Here is a 16,774-nt window from a genome sequence, read left to right as displayed (position 1 = left end):
TTATTGCTATAAAACAAGTTTCCGGGTATAATTAAAATGATCATCGTCATGCAGGTCGGTAATGATGATGCCCGCATTTCTTTCTTTGCAGGCTGCAGTAATCAATGCAGCGGCTTTGACTGCATTTTCTTTGTCTAAGTGACTGAAGGGTTCATCCATAATAAGCCATTCAAAAGGCTGAACCAATGCCCTTATAATGGCCACGCGCTGTTGCTCACCATAACTACAGAGAGCTGCAGGTTGTTGCATAATATGCTGCACTCCCAGCATTTGAGCCATTTCCATGATCCGCTCTTTTTCGCAATAAGCTGTTTGCAAAATCCTGTTAAGCTCTATGTTTTCACATGCTGTAAGATTCGGAAATAAGCGAAGATCCTGAAAAACTATGCTGATTTTTTGCTGACGAAAAACAGCCAGCTCTTCAACCGTCAATGTGCTGATATTCTGGTCATCCCATTTTATTGTTCCTGTAAAATCTGTTCTGAGTCTATAAAGCGAATGAATAAAAGTGGTTTTACCCGTTCCGCTGGGCGCCTTGATCTTGACCCATTCCGGTGTTGTGAAAACGAGTTCACTATTCCAGATACCAGATGCCTGTTGCAGCAATTTTTCTTTCAGAGGAATCGGCACTACTTTATGAAGCGAGATGGTCATGCGACTATATTTTTAAGCCAAAGAAAAAGTCCTGCCATGGCAGGACTTTTTTACGATAACTGTTTCAATTAATTAGTCCGGATGATAGCTGGTATGCCACCTGGGAACATTTTTTCTTCCAGTTCTTTTTGTTTTTTGGCGGCTACCCGCATATCTACAGCAATATCTGTAAGCAGACTCGTAAGTGTTACAAGACTGTTTTGTTTTTCATTCTGCATACGCACTTCAAACTCACCTTTCACACTTTTTCCGTCGAAATTGTCGGATGTGCCAATAATATCTTTAAATGTTTCTTTAGCCGTTCTCATCGATTTATTGTAATCGCTTGCAGCATTTCCATTCATAAAACCTCCGATGGTATTGGCGATGTCGAAATAGAAAACAGTAGACTTCCCTTTAAAACGATTGAGTACATCATTGTTGATCACTGCCTGATTTTTATTCGACATATACTGTGCATAGGTTAATGAGTCACTGGCGATTACCAGGTTCTTATCATCGGCCTGCATATAAATGCCCAGTATGCTCATTAATTCGCCGCTTTTATAAGTGCTTCCTTCTTTACGGATATAACCCAGCTCCACTACTTTATCCATTAATTTGGTAAAGCTTGCTTTATCAGCAACAGGCGCATTGAAGATCATTTTGCCCAAAGGTTTTTTTCTGGTCATATCTTCCTCATCGGTTTTTTGCTGGGGTTCTGGCTGACTAAACCCAAGGTCAGAAACTACAACTGCGATTTCACCTTTCAGTGATTTATACAAATCCTGAATGGTAAAACCAGCTTTCTCCAGCCTGCCATTGATCAGTCCTTCCATTTCAAGTTGCTTTAAAAAGCCACTGAATATTTCGGGGTTGAATGAAGCCAGCATGATACCATTGATTTTATCGGAAGGATATCTTTCAATCATCGAAAGATTCACAGTTGGACCAGCATATTGTTTCAGGATATTGCTTACAATCGGATTGGTATAAGTAGCAGATTTAGCTACAATTTTACCCGCCTCGAAGCTAAGTGTAGCAGAAGAATAATTGTCTTTCATTAACTCTTCTACTTTAGGCAGCGATAAAGGCAACATGCTTAATGCACTCAATGAACTGTTGGATGAACTAAAAACATAACCATCGGCTTTATCTTTAAACATGCCAGTGAAGGCTGAAACACCAGCCATTGAAGCATTTTTCTCCTGCGTATAATAGGTATTCACTTCTTTTTTCAGGTCTGCTTCCACATTTTTCTTTTCTGGAACTTTGAACTCCATGGCTACTGTATCATAGCTTGGTCTTTGCGTGTAATTATAGATGGTTACGATTACATTTTTATCGGTCCATGAGAGTGCAGTATTGCCTTCTGCCAGCAGGTAAGAGTAGGTTTTCTCTTTGGTGATGGTTTTTGAGGAGAACTCTTTATGTCCTTTGACCCAGGTTTCAAATTTGGCAGCATCAGCTAACCCACCCATAATGTTCATAATGGTTGTGTTACCGTCATTCGGATTACCTTTTTGAGAGAAAGAAAAGAATAGTTGTTTTTTCCAGTCGATACCTGCATTATGTCTGAAGTCATCTAATTTTTTTCTGTCTTCTGCATCTGATGAATCGTTTTTGAAGATGCGACTGAAAAGCGTATCAACGCTGATTCCTCCTGAAGTCAGTTTATCCTGCATGGCACCCGGATCGAGTACAATAACAGCACTGGCCGTTTTAGGAATTAAAGCGGCTTCCTTTGGTCCTTTATTGGAGCAGGAAGTAAAAATGACCATCAGTATGGTCACTGGCAGAATGTAACGCAGAGCAGACTTCATATGCTTATATTAAGATTATAGCATACGAAGTTATAGTCTGTTGGCGAAATATGCCAGAAATCTGGTTTTACTTCATAATAGCTCCATAAATGGCTTCCTGTATGTTTGGGCGTACATTCATACGGCCCAGTTTATTGTCGTTTCGGGTCGGATTCACCCTGCTGGAGAGGAAAATATACACCAGCTCTTTCTCGGGATCTACCCAAACACAGGTGCCGGTAAAGCCAGTATGACCAAAAGTAGATAAAGATGCACGCAGCGAAGGATAGGGTTCTTTGCGTGTGGCATTGTCTTTTTCAGGCTTATCAAAACCAAGTCCTCGACGGCTTATATCGCTACTATAGGCTGTAAAAAGATCAATGGTAGACTTGTTGAGTAAACGCAAGCCATTCAACTCGCCGCCATTTAATAACATCTGGTACAATTTAGCGAGGTCATACGCATTACTGAATAAACCTGCATGACCAGCGACACCGCCAAACATGGCAGCCCCTTCATCATGCACATCACCCTGTATTTGTTGTCTGCGGAAATGTTTTTCTACTTCTGTTGGTACCAGTGTACTCAGTGGCATGGTTTCCCGTGGCTTAAAGCCTGTACTGGTCATGCCGAGTGGCTCATAAAATGTTTTACGTACATAGCTGTCCAAAGACATCCCACTTACAGCTTCTACTATTTTCCCAAGGAAAATAAAATCGTTGTCGCTGTATACATATTTCCCCTGGGTAGTTAATTTACTTTTCAGGATACGCGCATACATGGTATCGTGCCAGTCGTTGCGCAGGTATAAATTTTCTGCCACCCGGTGTGAAAACTGAGGGGTAGGTGTCTGTACAAAATATTGCGGGAAGGGTTGTCCGGTGGCCGTATCAATCACTTCACGATAAAACGGAATAAAAGGATTGAGACCTGCCTGGTGTAACAAGATATCTTTCAGTTTTAATGGGGCTTTGTCACTACCATTCACCCAAGACAAATAATCGCCCAATGTTTTGTTCAGGTCTACTTTCCCCTCTTCATATAATTTCATGATGGCAACAGTGGTAGCCGAAATTTTGGTGACCGAAGCAAGATCAAATACCATATCACTGGTCATAGGTACTTTCCTGTCGGTGTTTACATGACCAAAAGATTTGTGATACACGAGCTTGCCGTTTTTTGCAACCAGTACGACCATGCCAGGTGTGGCTCCGCTGTCGATGGCTGCTTTAGCAATTGTTTCAACTTTATTAAGTGAATCACTGATCAATCCAACAGATTCCGGTGTGGCAACCGGTAACATATTGTTATACACGATGCCATCTCCAAACCGAAAGCCTTCGCAAACAGTAACTGGTAATTTTCCTTTGGCATTTATTTTTCCAAACAAAAGATCTGCGGCAGCATCCTGCGTGATGATATCATCTTCATAACAAACCACTAGGTTGCTGGCATTGCAGATATACTGAACTGCATAAGGGTTGCCAAAGGCGAAGGTGATACTGTTGTTTTTCTGAAGTTTGTTCAACAGTTCCAGGCTGTTTTTACTTAGCCCAAACTGGTTGGCGGGTCTGCGACTATAGTTGTGAAAGCCTATCACCACTGCATCGTACTGTTCCAGTTGTTGTAAAATTTTATCTGCTTTTTCAGTGTTGTCTTTGTTCTCAAAGAAAAACAGATCAGCATTCAGTTGCTGCTGAATACGGGTGGCAAACTGGTTGGCTTTATCAATACCCACACCTACAAAAGCTACTTTTTTAGCGTTGAGGGGTAAGAGGTTATTGTTGGTTTTACGCAGTAAAGTCAATGCATCGGCAGCCAGTACCTTTTTAATTTCTTCTGTTTTAGCATTCAGATCTGCAACAATATTTGTGGTGTCAATTACTTGTTTTTTATTGAGTCCAAGATGATATTTGGCCAGTAATACTTTTTTTACGCGTGCATTAATATCATCCCAGTTCAGTTTTCCTTCCTTTATAGCCTTTCTTACTTTGGCAATACTACCCGGAATATCGCCGGGCAAACAAAGCATGTCATTACCTGCAATAAGCGACATCACAGAAGCATCGCCTTGCGGAAAAAATTTGGTAACACCCTGCATTTCGAGTGCATCGGTAAAAGAAATACCCTGGTAACCCAGTTCATTGCGTAAAAGGTCGGTCACATTTTTGGCAGACAAAGAAGTAGGCAGGTTAGCGGTTGTATCGATGGAAGGAATAGCAAGGTGTGCTATCATCATACTACCTACACCAGCTTTAATCAGTTCGCGAAAGGGATAGAGTTCAAGCTGGTCAAGCGCTGCACGTGATTTATTAATGACAGGCAGATCATAATGTGAATCAACACTTACATCGCCATGTCCCGGAAAATGTTTTGCACAGGCCATCACACCTATATCCTGCATACCTTTCATATACTGTACGCCAAAGAGTGCTACTTTGTATTTGTCTTCTCCGAAACTTCTGTCGTTAATGACAGGGTTCATTGGATTGTTATTGATATCAATATCCGGTGCGTAGTTTACATGGATGCCAATTCTTTTACATTGCTCTCCAACGGCCAGTCCAAACTTGTAAATAAGACGTGCATCAGGTACCGCACCCATCATCAATTGACGGGGAAAATTAATGACGCTGTCCAAACGCATACCCAGCCCCCACTCGCCATCAATGGCAATCATCAATGGTGTTTTGGCGATTTTTTGGTAAAAGTTGGTGAGTTTGGCCTGGCGAACCGGTCCGCCCTGAAAAAAACAAAGACCCCCTACATTGTATTTTTTGATGAGATCAGTTACTTCTTTCACATGATCAGGTCCCAGATTGCTGTGTGCCCTGATAATCATTAATTGGGCAATGCGTTGGTCTTTCGACAATTTGCGGAACTGTTTTCTTACCCATTTATCGGCCGCAGGCGTATGTTCATAAAACTGCTGGGCCGATAAACCACTTAATAAAACAAGAAATAAGAAGGAAAGAATTGATCTTTTCATATAGCTAAGTTCAGCACACAAGGTAAGGATTCTGGGTAATTTTGCGGTTTTTTGCGGGTTTTAAATCGCAAGCAGATCATGGTCAGGTTGATAATACAAAAAAGCCGCACTTAGAAAGTGCGGCTTTTGCAATGTTATAAGGGAAAGATCAGCCTTCTGTTTCTTCATCGGCTTCTTCTTCAGTGATTTTCAGTTCAACCTCATTGGCTTTGAGGATACCAAACCATTTCACCATTTTTTTCATGTCGCTGGCATATACACGGGTGAAATCCATATCGGGATATACTTTCTCGAAATAAGCTTTTACCGCTTTCGGATCGTTTTCAGCAGGCAACGCCGTTTTGCTGGCAGCCATGGCCTGGAACAGTTCCACCAGATTTACATTCTCACGAACAGTGTACACTTCAATACTCTCTAAATGTGAGAAATTATGCACACGGCTGCTGACAAATTTGGTTGTTTTATCATCCAATGAACGAACAATGGCACCATCTGTTTTGCTGCCTACCATTTCAAACAAACCGCTGAGACCAGTGATGGATATCAGTTTACTATACTCCATATACAATATTATTAGGGCTGCAAAGTAAGGGAAAAAGGGTTAGACTGGAAGGGTGTTTATGTTTTTAATTGTTATGATAAGCTGGCCGCGAGCCGTGAGCTTTCAACTTTTAATGGTAGCTCGTAAAATTATATTACTTACTCACAGCTTATGGCTTATGGCGCGCAACTCTCCCTTTTCTTACCGGCCATCAAAATACTCCGGTAACGGTAGGATTCATCGACAGGAGGTTATAATTTGTGACAGGTGATGCATTGTTGATCTGTAAGCTTTTGTCTTTAGCAAAACTGCTTGTCATGAAACAGCTCATTTTAGCTTTCTTGTTATTTCCACTTTTTTCATTGGCACAAAACAAGCCGAGACCACGTTGTGCTGATCAACCCGTATATCAACAGTTTGATTTTTGGGTGGGTGAATGGAATGTATTTGCGTTAAATGGTCAGCAGGCAGGCACCAGTAAAGTAGAGCGATTACTCGACAGTTGTGTATTACTTGAAAACTGGTATGCGGCAGGGGGCTCCAGTGGAAAAAGTTTCAATGCCTATAATGCCGCCAAAGCGAAATGGCAACAGTATTGGGTAGATAATAATGGAGGTGTTACAGAATACCTGAATGGGCGTTTTGAGAATGGATCGATGATCATGGAAACAGAAAAAATTCTATTGCCCAATCAAACCTCCAGGATTATGCGAATGACTTTTACACCACTTTCAAAAGATAAAGTTCGTCAGCATGGACAAAGTTCAACCGATGGCGGACAAACATGGAAAACAGATTTTGATCTTGAATATCGTCGTAAACAATAACTTATGCGCAGAAGTGCTGCGTAACTTTTATTATGGAACGTATAGATTTTTTAAAAACTTTTTCCATAGGTGCCGCTGCGCTTTATGTACCCGCATCTGTAGCAGCTCAAATGGACAGACCACCCCAGCTCGACAAACAACAGATCATGGATTTTGTTGGAGCAGGACATAATAACCTTGATAAGGTAAAACAGATGTATGCAGAACAACCTACCCTAGTATATGCTGCACATGATCTGGGTGGCGGCGATTTTGAAACGGCACTGGAAGGTGCCGGACATGTAGGGAATAAAGAAATCGCCAACTTCTTAATTGAAAAGGGAGCACGTACCAATATGTTTGTGTTAACCATGTTAGGCAAAACAGCGATCGTTAAACCTTATCTCGAAGCATTTCCTTCTTATGTATTTGCAAGAGGTCCGCATGGACTTACTTTATTACACCATGCTATGCGTGGTGGTGAAGATGCAAAAGAGTTGCTCGAGTATTTAAAAAGTAAAGGCCTGAAAGAAACAAAAACCAAACTGTAACCCCAATAATCTATCATTATGATACATGCCATTAGCTGGTTCGAAATTCCTGTGACGGATATCGACCGTGCCCAGCGCTTTTATGAAGCGATTTTTCAATTCACTATGATTCCGCTTGATTTCCCCAATATTAAAATGCGGATGTTTCCTGTAGAAAGTCCGGATTCAATCGCCGGCGCTTTATGCGATAGCGGTGGCTTTCATCAGCCTTCTGCCACACACGGGCCACTGGTGTACCTGAATGCCAATCCGGATGTTCAGATTGTACTGGACAGAATTGAAGCGGCAGGCGGAAAAATTCTTGTTCCTAAAACCGAAATATCGCCTGAGTATGGCTGTATGGCAGTGTTTTTAGACAGTGAAGGAAACCGTATTGCATTACATAACGTACCACAATAAACCTTACACCAAATAATAACAACAGTATGAAAAAGATGATGGCTATTTGCAGCGCTCTATTTTTGATGATCCTGCAGTCGGATGCACAATTCAACAACGATTCACTGAAAGCACAATTGGTGAAAGACTGGGAGAGAGCAAAAGTATATACCGCTGAATACCTGGCTGCCATGCCAGCCGATAAATACACGGTTAAACCTGTTGACGGTATCCGTAGTTTTTCAGAACAGATGCTTCATCTGGCACAGGGTACCATTGGATTGAGTGCCAACGGAACAGGTAAAACAAGAATTTTCGCCGGATATAATATGGAGCGTTCAGCAACAGCACAAACCAAAGATTCAGTTAGCTATTATGTAAATGCTGCATACGATTTTGCCATCGCAGGTGTCAAAGAAATGGATGCATCTAAATTAACTGAGCTGATAAAAAGAGGCAATTTCAATGAATCGAGATTAAGCTGGATTTTGAAAGCACATGAACACCAAACGCACCACCGCGGACAGTGTACCATTTATATTCGTTTTCAGGGGGTAACACCGCCGGCGGAGAAATTGTTTTAACTTTTTGTTCGAATAATTACTGATAGCGTTTAGTAAATTAGAAAGATGAAAAAAAGGAAAACAATATCAACTTCAGGATGGATATTAATGGCCATATTTCTTGGCTTTCTCAGTTTATTTCTTTTCTTACCCAAAGAAGATAAAGGGGTATTAACAGAGGCTTTCCTTATTTCATTTCTAACTGTTACGGGCTTTCGTGAGTTATTACCCGATTCATGGTTTAAACCATTCAGAAGAAAAGAACGGAATCCATTATTGGAAGAATAAGCAGACTTTTATATAAGCCGCAGATGCACAGATTATTCAATTAAAATCTGCGCATCTGCGGCTTATAATTTTTCCCCTAATCAGGGAATAAAGTCTTGTCAATATTTGGAATAATGCGCAGTGCGTTTTTATAATACACTTTCTTCAATACATCATCACTCAAACCCATACCATACATTTTCCAAAACGCATGGTATTTTTTGTGATAAGGAAAATATTCATCAGTTGTTTCCAATACCCTGAAATAAGTGGGGTATTCATCCGGTACCCAACTGTCTTTTCCAAACATGATCCTGTCCTGGTATTTATCGAAGAACATTTTTGCCATTCTTGGCTGGCGACCCAGTTCCGCGATAACGGCACCAAATTCAACATACATATTGGGCATGGCATCTAACAAACTTCCGAGTTTAGCGAGGTCATTCGGATACCAGCCAAAATGTGCAGCAATAAAATTTGTTTTGGGATGACGCTTAATAATGTTGTGTTGTTGCTGAATCAGGTCTGACCATGGTGCGGGATCATTGTTGTTTCTTTTTCTGTCCGGACGTGTAGCCAGTTCCAGCCAGCGCTCATTTTTATCATCAAGCGGTTGCCAGAAAGGTTCGGGGTCTGCGCTGTGTATGAGTACGGGTATTTTGAGTTCACCACATTTGGCCCAGATCGGATCGAGTCTCGGATCATCGATACGTAATAATTTACCTGTATTGTCTTTGAAGGAGAACCCCAGATTTTTATAAATTTTCAAACCATTGGCACCTGCTTTTACATCGTTCTCCAATTCTTTTACTGCCTTATCTGCCCAGCCGGGTTCACCCACTCCAATAAAAGATACATTGGTAAAATGAATGATACGGTTAGGGGTAGATTTTTTAACATTCGCAATCGCATCAGCCAGGTATTGCGGATCCTGTAATCCGAATTGTCCGTTCACCGATCTGGATCCTCTCCCGCTCAGGTTCACCATGACACGCATATTCAGGTTGTCCATTTGTTTGAGCAATGCTTTTACATCCTGTGTAGGCATGCCAAACTGGTGGTTGTGTACATCAATAAAGGGGAACTTGGATCGGGTGATTTTATGTTCCGGAACAACGAGGTTGCTTTTGGGCTCATATTTTTCAAAATCCATGCTGGCATTCTGCGACAGTGCTGCATAAGAGAGAAAAGAAAATACAAAGGTAAAAACTTGTTTCATGTGTGTCTGTTATTGATTTTGGCCACATGGAATTCGCCAATAAATATGCTGTTTTTGGTATGGCTCATTTCATGTGTATCGGGTTTGAACAGGGAAGCTATTGTGGAGAGCGGAAAACGAGGAGCCGCTCTTATATCTTAACGTTTTCTTGTAAAATCAATTGCCCTCACTTAATTCTTTCAATACATTATTCAGCCTGGTTTCCAGGGTTTCATAATCGGTGAAACCACGTGCCAGTAGATGAAATTTAGATTCATTCACCTGTAAAAGCACACAGGGGTATCCGGTAACCTGCAACTGTTTAACCAGTGAAAACTCATAATAAGCCTGCTCTTTGTAGGTTTCACTTTTTAGTTTACTGTAAAAGGTTTCGGGGTTAATGCTGTATTTCTCCAGGAGGTGACGATAGGCTTCATCATCTGTCAGATCGCGTCCTTCAAAATGTAAAGCATACTGAAGATCGGATGCAAATGCTACCTGTTTATCCGGATAAAACTCTTTGAAGATACAAAGCGCAATGGCTGGTTTTTCAGAATGAGGAAACCAGTCGCTCAATTCCGGGTTATTGATATGCCAGAGATAATCGGGGCCGAAGGTGATACCCGTATATTCTTCCACTGTTTTATAGGCTTTCTGGATATATCCGGCAGTGGCCGCAATGGCAACGGGTTCTTCAGGTAAAATCATCCCCCCCGATAACACTTCAACAGGCAGTTGTGGAAAGCTTTGATGTACTCGTTGCATCACCGGACTAAATCCATAACACCAGCCACAATAGGCGTCGTAACAATAAAAAAGCGTTGGAGTCATCTGGCAAAGGTAAGCAGGGGATTTGATGATGTCAGATGTAGGATGTCTGATTTGGTTAAAAAATCAGACATCCTACATCTGACATCAGACATTGAAGAATCCTTTCTATTTTTGCTGTCTAAATCAAGTCTTATGCCTGGTTATGAATTATTTGGTGCTGAAGAAAGAAAAGAAGTGAATGATGTGCTGGAAACAGGCATCCTGATGCGTTATGGTTTTGATGGTCCGAGAAAGGGCGTCTGGAAGGCACAGGAACTCGAGAAAGCCATTACAGAAGTATTTGGTTGTAAGTATGCACAACTCACTTCCAGCGGCACTGCTGCATTAACAACGGCAATGGCAGCTTTGCATATTGGTGCAGGTGATGAAGTAATCATGCCTTCTTTCACTTTTGTGGCCAGTTTTGAAGCGGTACTGAGTGTGGGTGCTATACCGGTACTGGTTGATATTGACGAAACGCTCACCCTTGATCCTGCCGCTGTGAAAGCAGCCATCACGCCAAAAACCAAATGTGTGATGCCGGTTCATATGTGCGGTAGTATGGCCGATCTCGATGCTTTAAAACAAATCTGTAAAGAACATAACCTCATATTACTCGAAGATGCCTGCCAGAGTATTGGTGGAACTTATAAGGGGAAGGCCTTAGGAACGATTGGCGATGCAGGAACCTTTTCGTTTGATTTTGTCAAAACCATTACCTGTGGTGAAGGTGGAGTGGTAATGACGAATAATGAAGAGGTGTACATCAAGTCAGATGCCTATACAGATCATGGGCATGATCATAAAGGCGTGGATCGCGGAGCCGACCTGCACCCATATCTCGGATATAATTTCCGTATCAGTGAATTACATGCGGCTGTTGGTCTGGCACAGATTCGTAAACTCGATACATTCCTTACTATCCAAAGAAAAAATAACAAGACTTTGCGTGCTTATCTCGAAACCATTCCTGAAGTCAGTTTCAGAAAAGTGCCTGATGCAGCAGGAGATAGCTGTAGTTTTTTAAGCTGGTTCCTGCCAACAGAAGAACTTACAAAAGCTCTGGTAGCGGAATTAAAGGAACAGGGAATACTGGCAGGTAATTTTTACTGGTATGCCAATAACTGGCATTATATCAGCAAATGGGATCACCTGAAACAGGCAACCAGTCTGAACAGGTTAAGTGAAGCACAGGAGAAGGCATTGCTCAAATTGCAGACCAACCGTTTTGAAGCAAGCGATGCCATCATGAGCAGATGTATCTCTACAGCCATTGGTTTGTTATGGACCGATGAGCAAATCAAAGAAAAAGGAGAGAAGCTGGCTGCTGCCATTCGTAAAGTATTAGCCAATAGTTCGGTGCATGCCTGAACCTAAATCATATACTGCTTATTATAAACCATTGGCTCTCGGCTTCTGGTTCTACTTCTGGGCAGTGTTACTGGCAGCTGTTATTATCTTTAACCTGATAAGATTAATATGGCCTTTTGCTGATATCAGCGATTGGAAAGATTGGGTTAGTCCGGCAGCGAATCTGCTTATTTTTTACAGTATTGCAGAACGGCTTTATAAGCAATATAAAAACAGTAGGATAAAAAATTGTTTTGTCGCAGTCGATGCGTCAGGAATCAAATGGAACCTGAATCAGGGAAATTACGACGTAAAAGAGCGTGAAATGATTTTATGGAGTGATATAAAAAAAATTGTCATCGAAAACGACAAGTTTATAGTGAAGTACATGTCTACCTATTTTTCTGATACCATTCCTATAGCAAAGTTGACAGAAGAAGATCAACGATTATTGATGGAGGCTTTAGCAGATCAGATTCAATACAGATCTATTACCTGCGAGAACCGGGCAGCGGCCTGAAAGAAGCAGGTTGATGGGCTTGTTGTTTTCCCTCTAACATATTTACATGATCAAGGCTACCTAAACGAAACCGAAAGGGTAATTTGGTCATCTTTTCCAACTCCAACTCTTTTTTGCAGAAAAAGGAAAGATTTTTACTGTAATAGTTTTCAGGTAACAAACGAAAAAATGCCGGTCTGCTGCTATCGGCGATAGTTTTGCCGGGTATAACAGCCGTAACAGGCATTTGCGCTTTACCCGCAAAGCATGTAATTAGGAATAAATTCACAAACAAACAAATCCGTTTCGCAAACATCTTGCATTGATTGTATGTAAATTTACGGCGTTTTAAGATCGGGAGATGTTAAAGCTGAATTACCCGTAAACAGGGCCATTCATTATTGTCTTTAGTTTGTATTATGTCGTTAAGCCAGTCACTACAACAAAAATTATTACAAAAACTGTCGCCCCAGCAGATTCAGTTAATGAAGCTGTTGCAGGTGCCTACTGCCAATCTTGAAGAACGTATCAAGGAAGAGCTGGAGGAAAATCCGGCACTGGAACTGGATGAAGAAGGGCATGCTGATGAATTTGGGGATGAACTGAAAGATGAATTTGACAATAATGCCGATGATGACCTGGACCGCGACGGTAGTGAAGAAGACTATGATAATGTAGACATCAGCGAATATGTAACAGATGATGATGGTGAGATTGCTGATTATAAAATGAAGGATGATAATTACCCTGAAATGGATGACCAGAAAGTAATTCCGATCAGGGTTGAAACAAGTTTTCATGAATTGGTGTTGAACCAGTTAGGCATGCTCGAACTGGATGAACGCAATTTTAAAATAGCAGAACAGGTAGTCGGCAGCCTCGATGATGATGGTTACCTGCGCCGTGAACTGACGTCCATTGCCGATGATCTCGCATTCAGGCAGGGGTTAACGGTAGAAGACAAGGAAATTGAAGCCATCATCCAGCAGATACAACAGTTTGATCCACCCGGGGTTTGTGCCCGTGACCTGAAAGAATGTTTGTTGTTACAACTCAAAAGAAAACTAGCAGAAGGGGGATCAGTTGAATTGGCCATACAGGTACTCTCTAAATATTTTGATGAGTTTACCAAGAAGCACTATGAAAAAATTCAGCGCGGACTTAACCTGAATGATGACCAGATCAGGGATGTCATTAACCAGATCATCAAGCTGAATCCCAAGCCAGGAGGTAATATCGGGGAAATTAATAAAGCAGAGAGTTATATCGTACCCGATTTCTTTGTCCTCAATAACAATGGTAAACTCGAACTTACCCTGAATGCGAAAAATGCACCAGACCTGCGTATCAGTGAAGGATACCGCGATATGCTGAAAGAATACGACAAGGGAAGTAAAAAAGATAAACGACAGAAAGAGGCAGTACTCTTTATCAAACAGAAAATCGATTCTGCGAAGTGGTTTATTGATATGATCAAACAAAGACAGGATACCTTGATCGGAACGATGAGTGCCATCATGAAACACCAGCAGGAGTTTTTTCTTACAGGAGATGAAACCACCATGCGGCCAATGATCCTGAAAGATATTGCTGAACTTACAGGACTTGATATATCAACGGTGAGCCGTGTGGCCAATAGTAAATTTGTTCAAACAGAGTTTGGTACTTATCGGTTGAAATTTTTCTTTAGTGAATCATTAAGTACCGATAGCGGTGAAGAAGTAAGTACAAGAGAAGTAAAGAAAATTCTGAGTGATATTATTGAAGCAGAAGATAAGCGTAAACCGCTGAGTGATGAAATACTTACAGACATGCTGCAGGAGAAAGGATACAATATCGCCAGACGTACGGTGGCCAAATACCGGGAGCAATTGAATATACCTGTAGCGAGGTTGAGAAAAGAGTTGTAGTGATATCCCTACTTTTTTATTGAATCAACAAAAATCCTTGAATTTTCTTGATTTCAGGTTGATAATCTGATTGCTTATTCGTGGTTTTCTCTACCTTTATTTTATCTGCACGGGCAGCTAAAATTCAATATCCATCCACGTGAAAAAGCGAAATGTATTATTTCCTTTATTCATGGCTTTGCTTATGGCCATGTCTCAACCTAGTCTGTGTGCATCTTATGCTGCAGATACAACACGTTTCATTATTCAGTCCGACACTACCATTTGTAAAGGCGTATCTGTTCAATTGGAATTACGTGATCCTTTACCCAAAGACACTTTATTACCTGGTGTATGGAAACAACTGATCAGCAGCAGCCAGATTAATCCTGCACTGTTTAATATCAGACCATTTGGTTATGATAAGGTGAACCAATACCTATATTCAATTATTAACCGCACAGTTACACGGTATGATCTGAAAAAAAATGAAGTAACTATTATCCCCGCTACCAACTGGCCTGGTGATTATAGTGAGTTTGTATATGATTTCACCAATAACCGTTTATTGTGCTGGAGAAGTGGAAGGGACAATATTTATGCATTACCAGCCAATGGTGGCACATGGACGCTGGTAGGAGCAGGCGTAACAGACAATGAATGTTATGGAGCGTCTGCCTATTGGAATCCGATGTTACAGCAAATAGGCATTTACGGCGGTTATGGATCGGCGCAAGTAAAGAGCTGGATATTTGAACACAACGGAACTGCATGGCAGATGAAAAAAAATAATCCAGCTATCGATATGGTTCCACCAAAAGGCGGAAACATTGTTGCAGGCAATAAAGATGGTTCCAAACTTTATCTTTTTTCTGGTCAGGGTAATTACAGTGGTAGTGAGTTAACGGGTGCATGTGCATTGGGAAGTCCATGGGCAACTGCTACCGGTATTTTCTGCTGGCTCAAAGATTTGTGGGAGCTGGATCTGAACACCTATCAATTCCGAAATATATTACCGGTAAATGATCCATCCATTCAATATGAAGGGGCGCTGGCTTATGATTATAATAAGTCGCGGTTTTATCTTTTTGGTGGATTTCAGCCAACGGGTGATTATATTACCAACCAGTTCCTTACCAATACGAATAAAACATTTCGTTTTGATCCCTCTAAAGATGCCGGATTTACTGAGTTTCAGGCAGAAGGTACGGTAAGACCACCAGCCATGGCAAGAACATCATTGCCCAATCATGCTTATTACGATGAAGTAGGTAAACGTTTGATCTGGGCAAGGTTTGATGGTATATGGGCCTACTATCCCGATTCAACAACAGCACCCAAACCCGATACGGTTTATACCTGGTCAAATGGTGCTACTACAAAAAACATAAAGGTTGAGCCAGTACAAACGACACGATACACTGTTACAAGAACCATTGGTGCTGATGTTTCAAAAGACAGTATCCTGATTACAGTAAATGCGTTAAATGCTGCACTGACTGACAGCGTAAAACTCTGTGCCGACAGTACACTGCTCGATGCAGGAACTGGTTTCAGCTCCTATCTATGGAATGATGGTACAACAACACAAACCAGATGGGCAAAACAAACCGATCGGTACATCGTGACTGTTTCAGACGGAACCTGCTCTGTAAAAGATACCACTGAAGTATTACTCGGACGTATAACAGATGATTTTACGATAGGTGTGGCAAAAGATTCTGTTTGCAGGGGAGAATCAGATTCATTATTTATCAGGTCGCCACAAACAGGCGTTACTTATCAATGGTATGTGCCGGGTAATTCAACTGCTGTCAATACAGGCGAATACCTGAAACTCAATAGTGTGCAGTCTGATACTACATTTATGGTAAGTGCCAAAGGTAATCCTGCATTGTGTCCGGCAAAAGCAGCAAATGCAACCATTATTGTCAGAAAAAAAATTACACCGCCTAATGTTCAGGCAGATAATATTACAGGTGTATCCATCCGCTTTCGATGGAATGCTGTAGAAAATGCTATTGGCTATAAACAGAGTGTTGATAGTGGACTTATTTACAATGATCCCTCATCTGGTTTTCAGGGACTCACGCATAGTGTGAACGGATTGCAACCCAATCAAACCATTAAACTATGGGTAAAAGCGATTGGTAATTATACATGTGAAACAAGTGATAGTGTAAAAGTAATAGCCACTACACTCAATCCATTTGGTGACGGAATTTATATACCCAATGTATTTACCCCCAATGGCGATGGGGTTAATGATTTGTTCCAGGTATATGGTAATACCATTGAAACGATGCGACTGGTTATTTATAATCAATGGGGGCAGGAGCTGTTTATTACAACCGACCGACAGAAAGGCTGGGATGGAATATATAAAGGCAACCAGTCTCCTGCCGGAAGATATTCCTATGCATTGGAGGTGAAAGTGCAGAATGGAAATAAGGTAACAAAAGCAGGTTCATTTAACCTGATCAGGTAAATCAATCTAT

Annotated in this window: 15 protein-coding genes; 9 read left to right on the top strand and 6 right to left on the bottom strand. The window is 41.3% G+C overall.

Features of this window, described 5'->3' with window-relative positions; all coding sequences use genetic code 11:
- Positions 1 to 6: 6 nt before the first annotated feature.
- From ACH3Z1_RS02995 to ACH3Z1_RS02980, 4 genes are all read right to left on the bottom strand, one after another.
- Positions 7 to 654 (bottom strand): ATP-binding cassette domain-containing protein, encoded by a 648-nt coding sequence (locus ACH3Z1_RS02995; protein WP_490820357.1) that lies wholly within the window; start codon positions 652 to 654, stop codon positions 7 to 9.
- Positions 655 to 722: 68 nt separating this feature from the next.
- Positions 723 to 2,456, bottom strand: coding sequence for a hypothetical protein (locus tag ACH3Z1_RS02990; RefSeq protein WP_490820356.1), 1,734 nt, complete (start codon positions 2,454 to 2,456; stop codon positions 723 to 725).
- 67 nt (positions 2,457 to 2,523) lie between these two features.
- Entirely contained in the window at positions 2,524 to 5,424 is a 2,901-nt protein-coding gene (locus ACH3Z1_RS02985; protein WP_490820355.1) for a serine hydrolase domain-containing protein, read from the bottom strand.
- A 148-nt stretch (positions 5,425 to 5,572) separates the two neighbouring features.
- A complete protein-coding gene (locus tag ACH3Z1_RS02980; RefSeq protein WP_490820354.1) occupies positions 5,573 to 5,986 on the bottom strand; it encodes a DUF5606 family protein in 414 nt (137 codons plus the stop codon).
- Positions 5,987 to 6,282: 296 nt separating this feature from the next.
- Between ACH3Z1_RS02980 and ACH3Z1_RS02975 the strand changes: the two genes are divergently transcribed.
- From ACH3Z1_RS02975 to ACH3Z1_RS02955, 5 genes are read left to right on the top strand one after another with little or no spacing between them, the layout of a single operon-like run.
- Complete coding sequence (locus ACH3Z1_RS02975; RefSeq protein WP_490820353.1) at positions 6,283 to 6,792, top strand: hypothetical protein; 510 nt, start codon at positions 6,283 to 6,285, stop codon at positions 6,790 to 6,792.
- A gap of 32 nt (positions 6,793 to 6,824) precedes the next feature.
- Entirely contained in the window at positions 6,825 to 7,322 is a 498-nt protein-coding gene (locus ACH3Z1_RS02970) for a hypothetical protein (protein WP_490820352.1), read from the top strand.
- A gap of 18 nt (positions 7,323 to 7,340) precedes the next feature.
- On the top strand, positions 7,341 to 7,721 hold the full coding sequence (locus tag ACH3Z1_RS02965; protein ID WP_490820351.1) for a VOC family protein: 381 nt from the start codon (positions 7,341 to 7,343) through the stop codon (positions 7,719 to 7,721).
- Between the two features lie 26 nt (positions 7,722 to 7,747).
- Positions 7,748 to 8,284 carry a DinB family protein gene (locus ACH3Z1_RS02960; protein ID WP_490820350.1) on the top strand — a complete coding sequence of 179 codons (537 nt, stop codon included), beginning with the start codon at positions 7,748 to 7,750 and terminating at the stop codon, positions 8,282 to 8,284.
- A 45-nt stretch (positions 8,285 to 8,329) separates the two neighbouring features.
- Entirely contained in the window at positions 8,330 to 8,551 is a 222-nt protein-coding gene (locus ACH3Z1_RS02955; protein WP_490820349.1) for a hypothetical protein, read from the top strand.
- A 76-nt stretch (positions 8,552 to 8,627) separates the two neighbouring features.
- Here the strand turns inward: ACH3Z1_RS02955 and ACH3Z1_RS02950 are convergent, their stop codons facing one another.
- Positions 8,628 to 9,749, bottom strand: a complete 1,122-nt coding sequence (locus ACH3Z1_RS02950) for an amidohydrolase family protein (protein ID WP_490820348.1) — start codon at positions 9,747 to 9,749, stop codon at positions 8,628 to 8,630.
- A 156-nt stretch (positions 9,750 to 9,905) separates the two neighbouring features.
- Positions 9,906 to 10,559: a DsbA family protein gene (locus ACH3Z1_RS02945; RefSeq protein ID WP_490820347.1), complete on the bottom strand. Its 654-nt coding sequence runs from the start codon at positions 10,557 to 10,559 to the stop codon at positions 9,906 to 9,908.
- A 132-nt stretch (positions 10,560 to 10,691) separates the two neighbouring features.
- Between ACH3Z1_RS02945 and ACH3Z1_RS02940 the strand changes: the two genes are divergently transcribed.
- The 4 genes from ACH3Z1_RS02940 to ACH3Z1_RS02925 all read left to right on the top strand — a co-directional run bounded on the left by ACH3Z1_RS02940 (position 10,692) and on the right by ACH3Z1_RS02925 (position 16,764).
- Positions 10,692 to 11,909, top strand: a complete 1,218-nt coding sequence (locus tag ACH3Z1_RS02940) for a DegT/DnrJ/EryC1/StrS family aminotransferase (protein WP_490820346.1) — start codon at positions 10,692 to 10,694, stop codon at positions 11,907 to 11,909.
- On the top strand, positions 11,902 to 12,408 hold the full coding sequence (locus tag ACH3Z1_RS02935) for a hypothetical protein (RefSeq protein WP_490820345.1): 507 nt from the start codon (positions 11,902 to 11,904) through the stop codon (positions 12,406 to 12,408). Before ACH3Z1_RS02940 ends, ACH3Z1_RS02935 begins: the two co-directional genes overlap by 8 nt.
- Before the next feature lie 398 nt (positions 12,409 to 12,806).
- Complete coding sequence (rpoN, locus tag ACH3Z1_RS02930) at positions 12,807 to 14,297, top strand: RNA polymerase factor sigma-54 (RefSeq protein WP_490820344.1); 1,491 nt, start codon at positions 12,807 to 12,809, stop codon at positions 14,295 to 14,297.
- A 139-nt stretch (positions 14,298 to 14,436) separates the two neighbouring features.
- Complete coding sequence (locus tag ACH3Z1_RS02925; RefSeq protein ID WP_490820343.1) at positions 14,437 to 16,764, top strand: T9SS type B sorting domain-containing protein; 2,328 nt, start codon at positions 14,437 to 14,439, stop codon at positions 16,762 to 16,764.
- The last annotated feature ends 10 nt before the right edge of the window (positions 16,765 to 16,774 follow it).

The sequence above is a fragment of the Sediminibacterium sp. FW305-C-49 genome, assembly GCF_058231085.1.
This window is presented reverse-complemented; position numbering and strand designations above follow the sequence as displayed.